General features: G+C 66.8%; 15 protein-coding genes. 13 read left to right on the top strand and 2 right to left on the bottom strand.

Annotation, left to right across the window (positions count from 1 at the left end):
• Positions 1–8 precede the first annotated feature (8 nt).
• The 7 genes from BA022_RS17555 to BA022_RS17585 all read left to right on the top strand — a co-directional run bounded on the left by BA022_RS17555 (position 9) and on the right by BA022_RS17585 (position 7,674).
• Entirely contained in the window at positions 9–1,613 is a 1,605-nt protein-coding gene (locus BA022_RS17555) for a carboxyl transferase domain-containing protein (RefSeq protein ID WP_088888299.1), read from the top strand.
• Between the two features lie 10 nt (positions 1,614–1,623).
• Positions 1,624–2,133 carry a DinB family protein gene (locus tag BA022_RS17560; protein ID WP_088888300.1) on the top strand — a complete coding sequence of 170 codons (510 nt, stop codon included), beginning with the start codon at positions 1,624–1,626 and terminating at the stop codon, positions 2,131–2,133.
• Positions 2,130–2,912, top strand: a complete 783-nt coding sequence (locus BA022_RS17565) for an enoyl-CoA hydratase/isomerase family protein (RefSeq protein ID WP_088888301.1) — start codon at positions 2,130–2,132, stop codon at positions 2,910–2,912. Before BA022_RS17560 ends, BA022_RS17565 begins: the two co-directional genes overlap by 4 nt.
• A gap of 6 nt (positions 2,913–2,918) precedes the next feature.
• Positions 2,919–3,638 carry a DUF4126 domain-containing protein gene (locus BA022_RS17570; protein ID WP_088888302.1) on the top strand — a complete coding sequence of 240 codons (720 nt, stop codon included), beginning with the start codon at positions 2,919–2,921 and terminating at the stop codon, positions 3,636–3,638.
• Between the two features lie 115 nt (positions 3,639–3,753).
• Positions 3,754–5,772: an acetyl/propionyl/methylcrotonyl-CoA carboxylase subunit alpha gene (locus tag BA022_RS17575; RefSeq protein ID WP_088888303.1), complete on the top strand. Its 2,019-nt coding sequence runs from the start codon at positions 3,754–3,756 to the stop codon at positions 5,770–5,772.
• Positions 5,773–5,810: 38 nt separating this feature from the next.
• On the top strand, positions 5,811–6,731 hold the full coding sequence (locus BA022_RS17580) for a 2-hydroxyacid dehydrogenase (protein WP_015914313.1): 921 nt from the start codon (positions 5,811–5,813) through the stop codon (positions 6,729–6,731).
• A gap of 28 nt (positions 6,732–6,759) precedes the next feature.
• Entirely contained in the window at positions 6,760–7,674 is a 915-nt protein-coding gene (locus BA022_RS17585) for a hydroxymethylglutaryl-CoA lyase (RefSeq protein ID WP_088888304.1), read from the top strand.
• A gap of 14 nt (positions 7,675–7,688) precedes the next feature.
• Here the strand turns inward: BA022_RS17585 and BA022_RS17590 are convergent, their stop codons facing one another.
• Positions 7,689–9,209, bottom strand: a complete 1,521-nt coding sequence (locus BA022_RS17590) for a diguanylate cyclase (RefSeq protein ID WP_088888305.1) — start codon at positions 9,207–9,209, stop codon at positions 7,689–7,691.
• Between the two features lie 325 nt (positions 9,210–9,534).
• Here BA022_RS17590 and BA022_RS17595 point away from each other — a divergent pair, with 325 nt between their 5' ends.
• The 6 genes from BA022_RS17595 to BA022_RS19375 all read left to right on the top strand — a co-directional run bounded on the left by BA022_RS17595 (position 9,535) and on the right by BA022_RS19375 (position 14,648).
• The gene (locus BA022_RS17595; RefSeq protein WP_088888306.1) at positions 9,535–10,023 is read left to right on the top strand and encodes a YbaK/EbsC family protein; all 489 of its coding nucleotides are present in this window, start codon (positions 9,535–9,537) and stop codon (positions 10,021–10,023) included.
• Positions 10,020–10,304 (top strand): DUF1289 domain-containing protein, encoded by a 285-nt coding sequence (locus BA022_RS17600; RefSeq protein ID WP_088888307.1) that lies wholly within the window; start codon positions 10,020–10,022, stop codon positions 10,302–10,304. The genes BA022_RS17595 and BA022_RS17600 overlap by 4 nt, the downstream gene beginning before the upstream one ends.
• Complete coding sequence (locus BA022_RS17605) at positions 10,301–10,954, top strand: 2-hydroxychromene-2-carboxylate isomerase (RefSeq protein ID WP_015914308.1); 654 nt, start codon at positions 10,301–10,303, stop codon at positions 10,952–10,954. The genes BA022_RS17600 and BA022_RS17605 overlap by 4 nt, the downstream gene beginning before the upstream one ends.
• 446 nt (positions 10,955–11,400) lie before the next feature.
• The gene (locus BA022_RS17610; RefSeq protein WP_015914307.1) at positions 11,401–13,095 is read left to right on the top strand and encodes an MFS transporter; all 1,695 of its coding nucleotides are present in this window, start codon (positions 11,401–11,403) and stop codon (positions 13,093–13,095) included.
• Between the two features lie 238 nt (positions 13,096–13,333).
• Positions 13,334–14,338, top strand: coding sequence for a porin (locus tag BA022_RS17615; protein WP_088888308.1), 1,005 nt, complete (start codon positions 13,334–13,336; stop codon positions 14,336–14,338).
• A gap of 142 nt (positions 14,339–14,480) precedes the next feature.
• Complete coding sequence (locus BA022_RS19375) at positions 14,481–14,648, top strand: hypothetical protein (RefSeq protein WP_172734575.1); 168 nt, start codon at positions 14,481–14,483, stop codon at positions 14,646–14,648.
• 86 nt (positions 14,649–14,734) lie between these two features.
• Here the strand turns inward: BA022_RS19375 and BA022_RS17625 are convergent, their stop codons facing one another.
• Positions 14,735–15,859 (bottom strand): ABC transporter substrate-binding protein, encoded by a 1,125-nt coding sequence (locus tag BA022_RS17625; protein WP_088888309.1) that lies wholly within the window; start codon positions 15,857–15,859, stop codon positions 14,735–14,737.
• Between the last annotated feature and the right edge of the window lie 47 nt (positions 15,860–15,906).

Consider the following 15,906-nt stretch of genomic DNA (forward strand, 5'->3'; position numbering starts at 1 on the left):
CCACTGCCATGATTCTTGAATCCCAACTCAACCCGCGCTCGGCCGACTTCCAGGCCAACGCCGCCGCCATGCGCGCCGTGGTGGAGGACCTGCGCGCCCAGATCGAGCGCGTGTCCCAGGGCGGCGGCGAGGCCGCCCGCGCCAAGCATGTGGCGCGCGGCAAGCTGCTGCCGCGCGAGCGCGTGGAGATGCTGCTGGACCCCGGCACGCCGTTCCTGGAGATCGCCCCGCTGGCGGCCCTCAACATGTACGGCAACGACGCGCCCGGCGCGGGCCTGATCGCGGGCATCGGCAGCGTGGCCGGCATCGCCTGCATGATCGTGTGCAACGACGCCACGGTGAAGGGCGGCACCTACTACCCCATGACGGTGAAGAAGCACCTGCGCGCGCAGGAGATCGCGCAGCAGAACTGCCTTCCGTGCATCTACCTGGTGGACTCGGGCGGCGCCAACCTGCCCAACCAGGACGAGGTCTTCCCCGACCGCGACCACTTCGGCCGCATCTTCTACAACCAGGCCAACATGAGCGCGCAGGGCCTGGCGCAGATCGCCGTGGTCATGGGTTCGTGCACGGCCGGCGGCGCCTACGTGCCGGCCATGAGCGACGAGACCATCATCGTCAAGAACCAGGGCACCATCTTCCTGGGCGGCCCGCCGCTGGTGAAGGCCGCCACGGGCGAGGTCGTCAGCAGCGAAGACCTGGGCGGCGGCGACGTGCACACGCGCCTGTCCGGCGTGGCCGACCACCTGGCACAGAATGACCTGCATGCGCTCTCGCTGGCGCGCGGGGCTGTCAAAAATTTGAATAGAAATCAGCCCGTAGCGCCCACGGATCAAGCGCCAGTAGCTCCTAAATATGCAGCAGAAGAGCTGTATGGCGTCATCCCCGTGGACACGCGCAAGCCCTTCGACGTGCGCGAGATCATCGCCCGCATCGTGGACGGCAGTGCGTTCGACGAGTTCAAGGCGCGCTATGGCAACACCCTGGTGTGCGGCTTCGCGCGCATCGAGGGCATGGCAGTGGGCATCGTGGCCAACAACGGCATCCTGTTCAGCGAGAGCGCGCAGAAGGGCGCGCACTTCATCGAGCTGTGCTGCCAGCGCAAGATTCCGCTCGTCTTCCTGCAGAACATCACCGGCTTCATGGTCGGGCGCAAGTACGAGAACGAGGGCATCGCCCGCCACGGCGCCAAGATGGTCACGGCGGTGGCCACGGCCAACGTGCCCAAGTTCACGGTGATCATCGGCGGCAGCTTCGGCGCGGGCAACTACGGCATGTGCGGCCGCGCGTACTCGCCGCGCTTTCTGTGGATGTGGCCCAACGCGCGCATCAGCGTGATGGGCGGCGAGCAGGCCGCCAGCGTGCTGGCCACCGTCAAGCGCGACGGCATCGAGGGCAAGGGCGGCAGCTGGAGCATGGAGGAAGAAGAGGCCTTCAAGACGCCCATCCGCCGCCAGTACGAGGAACAGGGCCACCCCTACTACGCCACCGCCCGCCTGTGGGACGACGGCATCATCGACCCCGCCGACACGCGCCGCGTGCTGGCGCTGGCGCTGGCGGCTTCGCGCCATGCGCCGATCGAAGACATGAAGTTCGGCGTGTTCCGCATGTAAGGCGCGGTCCATGGATGCCGTCACCCATTTCAGCCTGCTCGCGCGCTACAACGTGTGGGCCACGGCGCGCCTGCTGGCCGCCGTGCAGGTGCTGCCCGAGGCGGACTACCGGCGCGACATGGGCCTGTTCTTTCGCAGCATCCATGGCACGCTCAACCATCTGCTGGTGGGCGAGCACCTGCTGTGGTTCGCGCGCTTTGCCGAAGGCGCGTCGCCCCGCATGGCGCTGGATGCCGAGGTGGAGAGCGATCGCGCGCGCCTGGCCGAGCGGCTTCGGGAAGGCGCCGCGCGCTGGGAGCCGCTGATCGCCGGCTTTGCGCCAGCGCGCTGGGAGGGTGCGCTGTCCTACACCACCATGCGCGGCACGCCCGCCGTGCTGCCGTTTGCCGCCACGCTGGCGCATGTGTTCAACCACGGTACGCACCACCGCGGACAGATCACGGCGGCACTCACCGCGCTGGGCCAGCCGTGCCCGACGCTCGACCTTGTCTACTTCCTGCAGAACCCGGATACGCCATGAGCCAGAACCTTTCCATCACCCAATCGGGCGCGGTGGCGCGCATCACGCTGACGCAGCCCGAAATCCGCAATGCCTTCAGCGACGAAGTGATCGCAGAGATCACCGCGGCCTTCACGGAAGTCGGGGGACGCGCCGACGTGCGCGCCGTGGTGCTGGCCGCCGAGGGGCCGGCCTTCTGCGCGGGTGCCAATCTGAACTGGATGCGCCGCATGGCCGACTACACGCGCCAAGAGAACCTTGCCGACGCCGCCAAGCTGGCCGAGATGCTGCGCGTGATCTACGAATGCCCCAAGCCCACCGTGGCGCGCGTGCAGGGTGACGTGTACGCCGGCGGCATGGGGCTGGTCGCGGCCTGCGACATGGCGGTGGCGGTCGATACCGCGGGCTTTTGCCTGTCCGAGGTGAAGATCGGCCTGATCCCCGCCACCATCAGCCCCTACGTGATCCGCGCCATGGGCGCGCGCGCCGCGCACCGCTACTTCCTCACCGCGGAACGCTTCAGCGCGGCCGAGGCCTTGCGCATCGGTTTCGTGCACCAAGTGGTCGGCGCAGATCAGCTCGACGCCCAGGTGGACGAGCTGCTCAAGGCACTGACGGCCGCGAGCCCGAACGCCGTGCGCGCCTGCAAGACGCTGGTGCGCGATGTGGCCGGGCGCGAGATCGACGCCGCACTCATCGCCGCCACGGTGGAGGGCATTGCCGACATCCGCGCGAGCAGCGAGGGCCGCGAGGGCGTGCAGTCGTTCCTGCAAAAGCGCAAGCCCTCCTGGCTGGGCTGATCCGCCATGGACGCGCTCTGGCTCCAGATCGTGCAGTGGCTCCACAGCGTGGGGCTGCATGTCGATGCGGGTACCGCCCAGGCGGTAGCCGAAGGGGCTGCGCGCGCCACGCAGCAGCTGGACATGCCCGCCCTGCTGGCGCTGGCAGCCGCACTGGGCTGGGCCAGCGGCTTTCGCCTGTACGCCGTGGTGTTCCTGGTGGGCATGATGGGCGTGGCCGGCTGGCTGCCGCTGCCGCCGGGGCTGGCGCTGCTGCAGCACCCGCTGGTGCTGATGGCCAGCGGCTTCATGCTGCTGGTGGAGTTCTTCGCCGACAAGGTGCCGTGGTTCGACAGTGCCTGGGATGCCATCCACGCCTTCATCCGCGTGCCCGCCGGTGCGCTGCTGGCAGCTGGCGTGTTCGGTGCCGACAACGCCACCATGGCGCTGGCCGCGGGGCTGCTGGGCGGCTCGCTCTCGGCCACGGCGCTGGCCACCAAGATGACCACGCGGGCGGCGGCCAACACCTCGCCCGAGCCGTTTTCCAACTGGGGCCTGTCGTTCTTTGAGGACGGCCTGGTCGTCGGCGTGGTCTGGCTGGCTACGCAGTATCCGCTGGCCTTCGGCATTGCGCTGGTGGTGATGCTGGCGCTGTCGGCGCTGCTGCTGGTGGTGCTGTTCAAGTTCCTGCGCGCCGTGCTGCGGCGCATTTCCTCTTTCTTTTCCGATTCCGCCAAGGTGGACTGAATGTTCCAAAAAATCCTGATTGCCAATCGCGGCGAAAACGGCTGCGCAGCAGACGTTTCACCAAATTGCAGGGCACGCGTGGCGTGCGCAGGCGGTCTCGCCGCGGAGGCAGCCCATGTTTGACAAGATCCTGATCGCCAATCGCGGCGAGATCGCCTGCCGCGTGGCCGCAACCGCCCGCCGCATGGGCGTGAAGACCGTGGCCGTGTACTCCGACGCCGATGCCCAGGCCAAGCATGTGGCCGCCTGCGACGAGGCCGTGCATATCGGCGGCAGCGCCCCCAAGGACAGCTACCTGCGCTGGGAGCGCATCATCGAGGCCGCCCAGGCCACGGGTGCGCAGGCAATCCACCCGGGCTACGGCTTCCTGAGCGAGAACGAAGACTTCGCCCAGGCCTGTGCCGCTGCGGGGCTGGTGTTCATCGGCCCGCCGCCTTCGGCCATCAAGGACATGGGTTTGAAGGCCGAGTCCAAGCAGCTGATGGAGAAGGCGGGCGTGCCGCTGGTGCCTGGCTACCACGGCAAGGACCAGGACCCGCAACTGCTGCAGCGCGAGGCCGACCGTATCGGCTACCCCGTGCTCATCAAGGCCAGCGCCGGTGGCGGCGGCAAGGGCATGCGCCTGGTGGAAAAGAGCGAGGACTTTGCAGCGGCGCTGGCCAGCTGCCAGCGCGAGGCCATCAACAGCTTTGGCGATGATGCCGTGCTGGTGGAGAAGTACGTGCTGCGCCCGCGCCACATCGAGATCCAGGTGTTCGGCGACACGCAGGGCAACTGCGTCTATCTGTTCGAGCGCGATTGCTCCGTGCAGCGCCGCCACCAGAAGGTGCTGGAAGAAGCCCCCGCCCCCGGCATGACCGAGGCCCTGCGTCGCCAGATGGGCGAGGCTGCCGTGGCAGCCGCCAAGGCCGTGGGCTACGTGGGCGCGGGCACAGTGGAGTTCATCGTGGAACAGCCCGGCGGCTACGACGCGCCCGAGCAGATGAAGTTCTACTTCATGGAGATGAACACCCGCCTGCAGGTGGAGCACCCCGTGACCGAGGCCATCACCGGCGAAGACCTGGTGGAGTGGCAGCTGTGCGTGGCCAGCGGGCAGCCTTTGCCCAAGCGCCAGGACGAGCTGAAGATCCTCGGCCACGCCATCGAGGCGCGCATCTGCGCCGAGAACCCTGACAACAACTTCCTGCCAGCCACTGGCCAGCTGCACGTGTACCGCAAGCCGGCATGCACCAGCTTCGAACGGGGCAGCGTGCGCGTGGATGACGGCGTGCGCGAGGGCGACGCCATCAGCCCCTTCTACGACAGCATGATCGCCAAGCTCATCGTGCACGGCGACACGCGCGCGCAGGCCCTGGCGCGGCTGGACGATGCGCTGGCGCAGACCCACATCGTGGGCCTGGCGACCAACGTGCAGTTCCTGCGCCATGTGGTGAAGAGCGATTCGTTCGCCCAGGCGCGGCTGGACACCGCGTTGATCCCGCGCGAAGAGGCCGTGTTGTTCGGCCAGGAGCGCGTAGGCCTGCCTTTGGCCGCAGCCGCCGCCGTGGCCAGCCAGTTGCAGCGTGAGCAGGCGCAGGAAGGCGCCAATCCGTTCAGCCGCCGCGACGGCTGGCGTTCGCTCGTAGCGTGCCGCCGGCGTTTCGAGTTCGACTTCAATGGCACACATGCCAAGGCCTGGCTGACCTATGAACGCGACGGCGGCTACCAACTGACCGTGGGAGAAGGCGAGGGAGCCGCGCAGGGTCCGCTGGCTTTCACGCCCTGGGCGGGCGGCCTGGACCTGCAATACGCCGGCCAGCGTACCTGCGCAACGGTCTATGCCCAGGGCGAGACCGACCACATCTTCACCCCCCGTGGCGCCACGCGCATCGAGGCATTGGACCTGCTGGCCCATGCGGGCGAAGCCGCCAGCGAGGGCGGGCGTCTCACCGCGCCCATGCCGGGCAAGGTGGTGTCGTTTGCCGTGCAGGCCGGCGACAAGGTGACCAAGGGCCAGCCCCTGGCGGTGATGGAGGCCATGAAGATGGAGCACACCATCGCCGCCCCCGCCGATGGCGTGGTGCAGGAGCTGCTCTACGCGCCAGGCGACCAGGTGGCCGAAGGCGCAGAACTGCTGCGGCTTTCCGCCGAGTGACGGCGGGGGCTTGCCCAGCCGCGGTACGCTCGTTGGCCATGAAGATTACCTTTTGCTGTACCGATACCAAGGCCGAACCCTGGCTGCAGGGGCTGGCCGCCGCCCTGCCGGGAGCCGACATTACCGTCTGGCAGCCCGGAGCCCCGCAGGCCGACTACGCCGTGGTCTGGGCACCGCCCCAGCAGTTCATCGACGAACAGCCCGCTTTGCGGGCGCTGTTCAACATCGGTGCGGGGGTGGATGCGCTGCTCAAGCTGCGCCTGCCGCCGTCCGTGCGCGTCGTGCGTCTGGATGACGCCGGCATGGCCGTGCAGATGGCCGAATACGTGTGCCACGCGCTGATCCGGCATTTCCGCGAGTTTGACCAGTACGAGGCCGCCATGCAGGCGGGCCAGTGGAGCTACCGCAAGCCGCGCCTGCGCCAGGACTTTCCTGTGGGCGTGATGGGCCTGGGCGTACTGGGCGAGCGCGTGGCGCGCGCGGTGGCGCAGTTCGACTTTCCCGTGCTCGGCTGGAGCCGCAGTCCGAAGCAGATGGCGGGCGTGCGCTGTTTCAGTGGGCAGGAGGGCTTCAACGAGTTCCTGGCCGCTACCCGCGTGTTGGTCAATCTGCTCCCGCTCACGCCCGAGACGCAGGGCATCATGAACCGCGACACGCTGGCCCGCCTCCTGCCCGGCGCCTACGTGATCAATGTGGCGCGTGGCGCGCACCTGGTCGAGGAGGACCTGCTCGCGCTGATCGACGCAGGCCATGTGGCGGGCGCCACGCTGGACGTGTTCCGCACCGAGCCGTTGCCTGCCGGGCATCCCTTCTGGGGACATCCCAAGATCACCCTCACACCCCACACTTCGGCACGCACGCTGCGCGACGAGAGCATCGCCCAGATCGCCGGCAAGATCGCGGCGCTCGCGCGCGGCGAGGCCGTGGCCGGCGTGGTGGATGCCGGACGCGGCTACTGACGAATCCCTCACCCAAGGACACCCACCGATGAACCCGAACATCCCCTCCCGCGTCAAGCTTGTGGACGTGGGCCCGCGCGACGGGCTGCAAAATGAGAAGCAGCCGGTGCCGGCGGCCGTCAAGATCGAATTGGTGCACCGCCTGCAGCAGGCGGGCCTCAAGGAAATCGAGGTCACCAGCTACGTTTCTCCGAAGTGGGTGCCGCAGATGGCCGACAACCATGAGGTCATGCAAGGCATTACACGCGTGCCCGGCGTGCGTTATTCGGTACTGACGCCCAACCTGAAAGGCTGGGAGGCGGCCGTGCTCGACAAGCCTGACGAGATCGTGGTCTTCGGCGCCGCCAGCGAGGCCTTCAGCCAGAAGAACATCAACTGCAGCATTGCCGAGAGCATCGAGCGCTTCGCTCCCGTGGTCGAGGCCGCGCGCGCCGCTGGCGTGTATGTGCGTGGCGCCATGAGCTGCACCGTGGGCTGCCCCTACGAGGGCGAGATCGCGCCCGAGCGCGTGCAATACCTGGCCGGGCTCATGAAGGGCATCGGCGTGCAGCACATCGGGGTGGCCGACACCATTGGCGTGGGTACGCCGCGCAAGGTGCAGCGCGCCATCGAGGCAACGCTCAAGCACTACGATCTGAACGACGTGTCCGGCCACTTTCACGACACCTACGGCCAGGCGCTGGCCAACACGCTGGCGGCGCTGGAGCTGGGCGTGTGGCAGTTCGACACGTCCGTGGCCGGCCTGGGCGGCTGTCCCTATGCCAAGGGCGCCACGGGTAACGTGGCCACCGAGGACGTGGTCTACATGCTGCACGGCATGGGCATCGAGACCGGCATCGATCTGGACCAGCTGATCGACGCCGGCGCCTACATCAGCGACTTCCTGGGCCGCAAGCCGCAGTCGCGCGTGGCCGTGGCGGTGCTCACCAAGCGCAAGGGCTGAGCGGCCACCCGGCGTCAGGCCAACGGCAGAGCCGGCGCTGCCGGGTGCTGCGCCGCGTCCTTGTGCGCCTGCTTGGCCTGGTACATGCGCTGGTCGGCGCAGCGCATCAGCTCCGTCAGCGTGGGGCCGTCCTGCGGGCTGTGCGCAACGCCCGTGCTGACGCCCACGCACAGTTCCTGGCGCTGGAAGTACACCGGCTGGCAGATAGCCAGCTCCAGATGCTTGACCAGCGCCGTCAGGGCGTCGCCCGCGGGCGCGTGGGCCAGCATGACCACGAACTCGTCACCGCCCAGCCGGGCCACGATGTCGCCGGACCGCGTGTGCGTCTGCAGCCGTGTGGCAACGGCGCGCAGCACCTCGTCGCCGGCGTCATGGCCATAGGTGTCGTTGATGGGTTTGAAGCGGTCCAGGTCGAGCAGCAGCAGGGCGTGCGTGCCCCCTTCCGACAGCAGTTGCGTTGCGCCCTGGGTCAGCCCCATGCGGTTGGTCAGGCCCGTGAGAGGGTCGGTGGTCGCGGCCTTGGCCAGATGGTCCGCGCGCAGCCGCAGGGCGATCTGGGAGGCGTTCAGGCTGTCGATGCGGGTGCTCAACGCAACGGCGAACACCACCATCTCGGCCGCCACGCCGATCTGCAGGCCGTTGGCCAGCATGAAGGGCGCGTCGATCACCTTCCAGTTGCTCAGCACCACGCCGGCCACCGTGACGAACAGCAGCGCCTGCGCGCCCAGGTACCAGCGCGCGGGCGTGAAGCCTCGGCGCAGCACCAGAATGGCCGCGAGCGACGCGGCCGCGATGCCGGCGCTGGCCAGCAGTTCGTTCTGCGTCTGGGCGATGGCAAATTGCCCGAGCCCGCCGAGCACGGCGGTGAGCGCCGCCAGCAGGCCGATTGCCACCAGCACTCCGTCCATCAAGGGCGTCTGCCGGGTGTCCAGGAAACTGCGCGTGAACAGCGCGCCGAAGAACAGCCACAGGCTGGGCAATACGAAATAGCTGCGCTCCTGCCACCACGGCGTGTCGCCCCACAGGTAATGGGCCGTGTGGCCGTTGAAGGTGGCCAGCGTCAACAGCGCGAAGATGCACTGGCCGACGTAGAAGGTGTACGTGGTGTCCCGAAAGATGCCCACGAGCGTGAGGTTGTAGACCAGCAGTGCGATCAGGATGCCGTAGCAGATGCCGTCGAACAGCCGCTTGTGCTGGCGCCATTGCAGGTATTCGGCCGTGTCCCAGACGGACAGGTCGAAGGACGGCGCCGTCTCGCTGTACAGCCGGGCGTAGACCGTGTAGGCGCCCGGGCCCGGGGGCTGCAGGCGCATGAGGTAGCGCTCGCTGCCCAGGGGCCGCGTGGCGAAGGGCTGCGCCAGGCCTGTATGCACTGGCGGCGCAAGCGCCGTACCCGACGCATCGAACGGGCCGTAGAACCGCACGTCCTGCAAAGACGTGGTCTGGGTGGCCAGCACCCAGTCGCCGCTGGCCGCGCGCTGCTCCAGGACCACTTTGAACCAGTGGTAGGCCGGTGTGGCCCCGCGCAGCGGCATGCGGGGGGCGGGCCGAAGCGCGCATCGGTGGCCGCTGCGCGCACATCGTCGATGGTGAGGGTGCCCAGGTCGTCCACGAGCCACAAAAGCTGGCCGGTGCTTCCCAGCGATAGGCCCTTGCGGTGATCGTCCAGCACCGCAGGGGCGCCACCGGCCCAGGCCAGTTTGCCGACGAGAAGCCACAAGAGCAGGCAGGCGCGAAGCAGGTTCATGGACAATGGATGGCAGCTATCACACTGTAACCCCGCCTGGGGCTTGTGGCTGCGCCGAGGCACTCCGCATCCGTGCGTGCGCTTCGCCGTCCCAGGCCCCGCATTGCCCTGTTATGCACGCATTACCTGAAAGCACCCAGCGGGTGGCTGCCGAGCTGCAGCGCCTGCGCCACCCCCACGCGCCGCGCATGCTTGACGACGCCGCGCGCACCGCGCAGCAGGCGGCTGACGGGCTGGGCGTGGCGCTGGGGCAGATCGCCAAGAGCATCATCTTCCGGCGCAAGAGCGATGACGCAGCCGTGCTGGTCATTACCTCCGGCGACAGGCGCGTGGACGAGAAGAAGGTCGACGCCCTCGTGGGCAAGACGGGCCGCGCCGACGCGGAATTCGTCAAGGCCAAGACCGGATTCGCCATCGGCGGCGTCTCGCCCGTGGCCCATTCCACCGCGCCTGTCACCCTCATCGACCGCGAGCTGTTCCGCTTCGATGTGATTTGGGCTGCCGCCGGCCATCCCCACGGCGTGTTCCAGTTGAGCCCGCACGATCTGCAGCGGCTCACCGGTGCCCCGGTGGCCGACGTGGTGCAGGAGATCAGCGCATGAGCGACGCCGCAGTGAATGCTTCTGAATTGATAGCTGCTCGCGCTGGTGAAATAAGCGCTAGAGGCCAATTTGGCTTAAATTCCCAGGAGCCGGTTCCGTCGCCCTGTGTGTCGGTCTGCCGCATGACGGCCGACCGCAGCCATTGCGAGGGGTGCTTCCGTACGATCGACGAGATCCGCGCCTGGTCGAAAGCCGATGGCGCCGCGCGCCGCGCGATCTGGACCGCCGCATTGCAACGCGCGGGGGTGGACCTTCCCGAAGAGCTGGAGCCACTGGCATGAAGCACATCACGTTCTACCTGGATTTCGTCTCGCCGTACGCGTGGCTGGCCTTCGAGCGGCTGCCGCAGGTACTGGAGGGGCTGAGCTACCACCTGCACTACAAGCCGGTGTTGTTGGGCGCGCTGCTGCAGCAGCATGCCAACCCCGGGCCGGCCGGCGTGCCGCCCAAGCGCGACTGGACGTACCGGCACGCCACCTGGCTGGGCCATGCGCTGGGCTGCGGTCTGGACATGCCGGCGCGCCACCCCTTCAATCCGCTGCCGTTGCTGCGCCAGGCGCTGGCGTGCAGCGACGATGGCACGGTCAACCGCTATGTCGCCGGCACCGTGCTGCGGCATGTCTGGCTGGGTGGGCAGGATGCGCTGGACCCCGCGCGCCTGGACGTGCTGGCGCAGGCCCTGGCAGAGCAGTTGCGGCCCGACGCCGAAGGCGCGGGCGCCCTGCCCAAGGCCCTGCTGCGCGCCAACACGGACGAGGCGTCGGCCCGTGGCGTGTTTGGCGTGCCGGCCTTTGAGGTGGAGGGGCGCCTGTTCTGGGGGCTCGACAGCCTGCCTATGTTGCGCGCCTACCTGGACGGCGACGCGTGGTTTGACGGGCCGGCATGGGATGCGGCCCCCGCGGTGCCATCGGGCCTGCCTTCCGTGCGCTGAAGCGCATTCCTCGGCGGCGGTCGACGGGGCCGCGGCAGGCGTTCCAAGGCGCCGCAGACAGCGTTCTGCGGCGCCTTTTTGCATGGGGCCGTGCCCAGCACTGTGCGGCGGGTATGGGTTTGTCATGCGTCAAGGGTTTGTCCTAGGGAGGGCAAACCCTGGCGAAAAACTGCGGGGTTACCCGTGTCTGGTGCCGTGCGCGGGACTCACCGCAGCCTCGCGCAGTCCAATTTTTCGCATCAAGAAAAACGATCTGCGGGTTGCCACGGAGTTTGTCAGATGGCCGTAAGACTGGGGTGGCGGCAGCGTTTGGCGCATGTCAGCTTTCGGTCAGATGGCGGCCCGATATTGCGTCGCAAGCACCGCAGAGTGCTTCAGATCGTCGGTTTTTCGCGCTTTCTTACGCGCATTTTCGATTCCATCCCAATAAGCAGGAGACAGCATTCATGGCTACCAGCACTGCATACGCCGGCCGCCCCGGCGCTGCCGCCCGACCGATGTCGGCGGAAGAAAAGAAGGTGATCTTCGCCTCGTCCCTCGGCACCGTGTTCGAGTGGTACGACTTCTACCTCTACGGCTCGCTCGCGGCCATCATTGCCAAGCAGTTCTTCAGCGGGCTGGATGCTGGCGCGGCGTTCATCTTCGCGCTGCTGGCCTTCGCGGCCGGCTTCCTGGTGCGCCCGTTCGGCGCGCTGGTGTTCGGCCGCCTGGGCGACATGATCGGGCGCAAGTACACCTTCCTGGTGACCATCCTGATCATGGGCATCTCGACCTTCATCGTCGGCGTGCTGCCCAGCTACGCCAGCATCGGCATCGCGGCACCGGTCATCCTGATCGCGCTGCGCATGCTGCAAGGCCTGGCGCTGGGCGGTGAATACGGCGGTGCGGCCACCTATGTGGCCGAGCACGCGCCCCATGGCCGCCGCGGTGCCTACACCTCGTGGATCCAGACCACGGCCACGCTGGGCCTGTTCCTGTCGCTGCTGGTGATTCTGGGCACCCGCACCATACTGGGCGAGCCCGTATTCAACGACTGGGGCTGGCGCATTCCGTTCCTGGTGTCCATTCTGCTGCTGGGCATCTCGGTGTGGATTCGCCTGTCGCTGTCCGAGTCGCCTGCTTTCCAGAAGATGAAGGCCGAGGGCAAGACGTCGAAGGCGCCGCTGTCCGAGTCGTTCGGCGAATGGAAGAACCTGAAGATCGTGATCCTGGCGCTGGTGGGCCTGACCGCCGGCCAGGCCGTGGTGTGGTACACGGGCCAGTTCTATGCGCTGTTCTTCCTGATGCAGCAGCTCAAGGTGGATGCCGTCACGGCCAACCTGATGATCGCCGCCGCGCTGCTGATCGGCACCCCGTTCTTCGTGGTGTTCGGCTCGCTGTCCGACAAGATCGGCCGCAAGCCCATCATCATGCTGGGTTGCGTGCTGGCCGTGCTGACCTACTTCCCGGCCTTCAAGATGCTGACGGAAGCCGCCAACCCCGACCTGGCCAAGGCCCAGGCGACCGCGGGTGTCGTGGTGACCGCCGATCCCGCTACCTGCTCGTTCCAGGGCAACCCCGTGGCCCGCGAGATCGACTTCAAGAGCTCCTGCGACATCGCCAAGCGCTACCTGGTGCAGAACTCGGTGAGCTATGACAACGCCGCAGGCGCACCTGGCTCCCAGGCGGTGGTGAAGATCGGCGACAAGGTCGTTACGGCACCCAGCGGCACCGTGGTCAACCACAAGTTCGACGAGGCAAGCGTGAAGGCCATCGCCGCCTTCAAGAAGGAGATGGCCGAAGACCTGAAGCTCGCCGGCTACCCCTCCAAGGCCGATCCCGCCAAGATGAACAAGGTGATGATGATCGTCATCCTGACGTATCTGGTGATCCTGGTGACCATGGTCTACGGCCCCATCGCGGCCATGCTGGTGGAACTGTTCCCCACGCGCATCCGCTATACCTCCATGAGCCTGCCGTACCACATCGGCAATGGCTGGTTCGGCGGCCTGCTGCCCACGACATCGTTCGCCATCGTGGCGTCCACCGGCAATATGTATAACGGCCTGTGGTACCCCATCATCATCGCCGGCATGACGGCAGTGATCGGCACGCTGTTCATCCGCGAAACCAAGGACGTGGACATCTACGCCAACGACTGACCTCGTTCCGCTCTTTTGTCAGGGTTTTCCCTGACTGAACCCTGCCGCCACACCTTTGCCTATGCGAAAGTGTGGCGGCAATACGTCAGGGGTATTACAGGCGGGACTTTCCCCTGTGTTGGCCCAGATGGTTACACCTAGAATTTGCGCCGTAGCTGCACATTGTGCTAACCGGCTCCCTGCGGGCGGCGAGCTGTGCCTACCACAACTGATGGACACAAGCATTCAAGGAACTCAAATGCAAAAACCAAGTCGTTTGCTGCTCGCTACCCTGGCTCTGCTGGGTACTTCCGCTGTTTTCGCGCAAAGCAGCGTGACCCTGTACGGCCGCGTGAACACGTCGGTGGAACGCCAGAAGGTCGGCGGTACCAGCAACACCGTCATGCAGAACAACTCCTCGCGCTTCGGCTTCAAGGGCACTGAGGACCTGGGCGGCGGCCTGAAGGCCGGCTTCCAGCTGGAAAGCGGCTTCAACTCCGATACCGGCACGGGCTCGGGCTGGACCCACCCCACCACCGGCATGACCTTCGCCCGCCAGAGCGAAGTGAACCTGTCCGGCGGCTTCGGCATGATCCGCCTGGGCAACTTCACGCCCGAGTCGTACTACGCTACGGCCGACTACGTGAGCATGCACAACCATGACACGGGCACGTCTTCGGACGCTCTGTACTACGATCCCGTGTGGTTCGGCGGCCTGAGCACCACCAACAAGATCGGCTACCGCTCGCCTAGCCTGGGCGGCCTGACGATCGATGCCTCCGTGAATCTGCACGAGCAGACCACCGGCGGCAAGAACGGCTATGACCTGGCTGCCAACTACAACATCGGCGCGCTGAACCTGGGCGCCGGCTACAGCCAAGTGGACAGCAATCGCCAGCTGGGCCTGCGCGCGTTGTACACCTTCGGCCAGTTCGTCGTGGGTGGCTACTACCAGCGTAACAAGGACGACAACCAGCTCCTCGCCACGGGCGCAGGCAACCGCAACAACTTCCGCCTGGCGGGCGCCTACATGATGGGTGCTTCCGAGTTCCACGTGAACGTGGGCCGCGCTGGCAAGTGGAGCGACATTGCCGACAGCTCCGCTACGCAGTGGACCCTGGGCTACAACTACAACTTCAGCAAGCGCACCAAGGTGTACGCTTTCTACACGAAGGTGGACAACAAGGCAGGTGCTACCTACATGACGGGCGCCGCTGGCCAGGACTTCAGCTCGCTGGCGCTGGGCGTTCGCCACAACTTCTGATGCACCGGCAGCGTAAGCTGCCTGCAATGCAAGCCTGATTCAATGGAGTCGGGCTTGCGATCAGACAGGCCTCACACGATCGTGTGAGGCTTTTTTATTGGTGCCGCCCTTTTCCGTCGACAACAATTTTCAGGAGATGAGCATGTGGAAGATCGTGGTGGGTTTCGTGGTGTTCGCAGTGATCATGCTGTTCGTGATCATGAAGGCAGGAGACCAGGTGGACATGAGCGGTGAAAAGCATGGGGTGGAAGCGACGCACGTGCCCGAGTCCGCAGCTGCTCCCGCATCCGGCGCCAGCGCAGCGCAGTGAACTGGCCCCACCCATCCAAAACGCGGAGCCAGGCTCCGCGTTTTGGATGGGGCGGTGGACTCCGCCGCCGTGGCGTTACGGCCCGCTCAGCGCTGGAACCGGCCGTCCGCTCCGATGATGGACAGGTCGGCGAAGTCCAGCCCCGAGTGTTCCTTTGCGCTGTAGGAAAGCTCCAGGCCCCCCAGGTCGAATTTGCTCAGGCTTTCCAGGGCCGCGTGCAGCCGTGCACGGTCCGGCTTGGGGCCGGCGCGGCGCAGGCCCTCGGCCAGCACCTTGGCGTTCACGAAGCCCTCGACCATGGCCGGAGTGAGTTCCTTCAGCCCCTGCGCCTTCGCCAATTCCAGGGCTTCCTTGATCACCGGGTAGTTCAGCGACCGCTCGGACGGAAAGACCTGCGTGACGATGACGCCGCGGGCCTGGTCGCCCAGCGCCTTGGTGAAGCCCCCCGACGCATTGTTTGACAGCGTGACGATCTGCCCGCCCACGCCGGCCGCGCGCAGTGCCTTGATGCCGTCCACGACCGCCGCGCCCGTGCCGATGAAGATGACGGCCTGAGGTTCCTGCGCACGCACGCGCGGGGCGATGGCTGAGAAATCGGGCTTCGCCCGGTCGAACTTCTCCACGAACAAGGCGGGCAGCTTGTTGTTCTGCAGGCCCTTTTGCGCACCGGCCAGGCCGTCCTGGCCGAAGGCGTCGTCCACATGCACGATGCCGATGCGCTGAACTCCCAGCAGCGCAAGGTGGGCGATGGCTTTCTCCACCTCGCGCTGGTAGGGCGCGCGGACGTTGAATATATTGCGGGAAACGGGCTGGTGTAGCGCCATGGCGCCCGTGGAGGGCCCCACCAGCGGCACGCCGTACTTGTCCAGCAGCGCAACGATGCCCTGGGTGTGGGGCGTGCCGCGCGTCATGAACAGTGCCAGCACACCCTTGTCCTCGATGAGCGTGCGGGCGTTGTCCTGCGTTAGCTTGGGATCGAATTTGTCGTCGAGTGCGACGAGCTCGATCTTCTGCCCGTTCACGCCGCCGCGGGCGTTGACATGGTCCAGGTACAGCGACGCACCCAGCATCGATTCCTTGACGGTTGCCGCCGCGGACCCGGTGATGCCGACGGTCTGGCCCACGAGCAACTGCGCGTGGGCCAATGATGAGGCCGCACTGACCACCGCAAGGGTGCACGCTGCGCCCCACTTTTTCCAATGTGTATTCATGAGGTGTCTCTTCCCTGTGTATTTGCGCGTGAGTGCGAGCAGGGGCG

The organism is Diaphorobacter nitroreducens (assembly GCF_002214645.1).
Lineage (GTDB): Bacteria > Pseudomonadota > Gammaproteobacteria > Burkholderiales > Burkholderiaceae_C > Diaphorobacter > Diaphorobacter nitroreducens.

Bases quoted from the DNA above. Each gene is read 5' to 3' on its own strand.
- BA022_RS17555 (WP_088888299.1), top strand. From the start codon at position 9: ATGATTCTTGAATCCCAACTCAACCCGCGCTCGGCCGACTTCCAGGCC.
- BA022_RS17560 (WP_088888300.1), top strand. From the start codon at position 1,624: ATGGATGCCGTCACCCATTTCAGCCTGCTCGCGCGCTACAACGTGTGG.
- BA022_RS17565 (WP_088888301.1), top strand. From the start codon at position 2,130: ATGAGCCAGAACCTTTCCATCACCCAATCGGGCGCGGTGGCGCGCATC.
- BA022_RS17570 (WP_088888302.1), top strand. From the start codon at position 2,919: ATGGACGCGCTCTGGCTCCAGATCGTGCAGTGGCTCCACAGCGTGGGG.
- BA022_RS17575 (WP_088888303.1), top strand. From the start codon at position 3,754: ATGTTTGACAAGATCCTGATCGCCAATCGCGGCGAGATCGCCTGCCGC.
- BA022_RS17580 (WP_015914313.1), top strand. From the start codon at position 5,811: ATGAAGATTACCTTTTGCTGTACCGATACCAAGGCCGAACCCTGGCTG.
- BA022_RS17585 (WP_088888304.1), top strand. From the start codon at position 6,760: ATGAACCCGAACATCCCCTCCCGCGTCAAGCTTGTGGACGTGGGCCCG.
- BA022_RS17590 (WP_088888305.1), bottom strand. From the start codon at position 9,209: ATGCCGCTGCGCGGGGCCACACCGGCCTACCACTGGTTCAAAGTGGTC.
- BA022_RS17595 (WP_088888306.1), top strand. From the start codon at position 9,535: ATGCACGCATTACCTGAAAGCACCCAGCGGGTGGCTGCCGAGCTGCAG.
- BA022_RS17600 (WP_088888307.1), top strand. From the start codon at position 10,020: ATGAGCGACGCCGCAGTGAATGCTTCTGAATTGATAGCTGCTCGCGCT.
- BA022_RS17605 (WP_015914308.1), top strand. From the start codon at position 10,301: ATGAAGCACATCACGTTCTACCTGGATTTCGTCTCGCCGTACGCGTGG.
- BA022_RS17610 (WP_015914307.1), top strand. From the start codon at position 11,401: ATGGCTACCAGCACTGCATACGCCGGCCGCCCCGGCGCTGCCGCCCGA.
- BA022_RS17615 (WP_088888308.1), top strand. From the start codon at position 13,334: ATGCAAAAACCAAGTCGTTTGCTGCTCGCTACCCTGGCTCTGCTGGGT.
- BA022_RS19375 (WP_172734575.1), top strand. From the start codon at position 14,481: ATGTGGAAGATCGTGGTGGGTTTCGTGGTGTTCGCAGTGATCATGCTG.
- BA022_RS17625 (WP_088888309.1), bottom strand. From the start codon at position 15,859: ATGAATACACATTGGAAAAAGTGGGGCGCAGCGTGCACCCTTGCGGTG.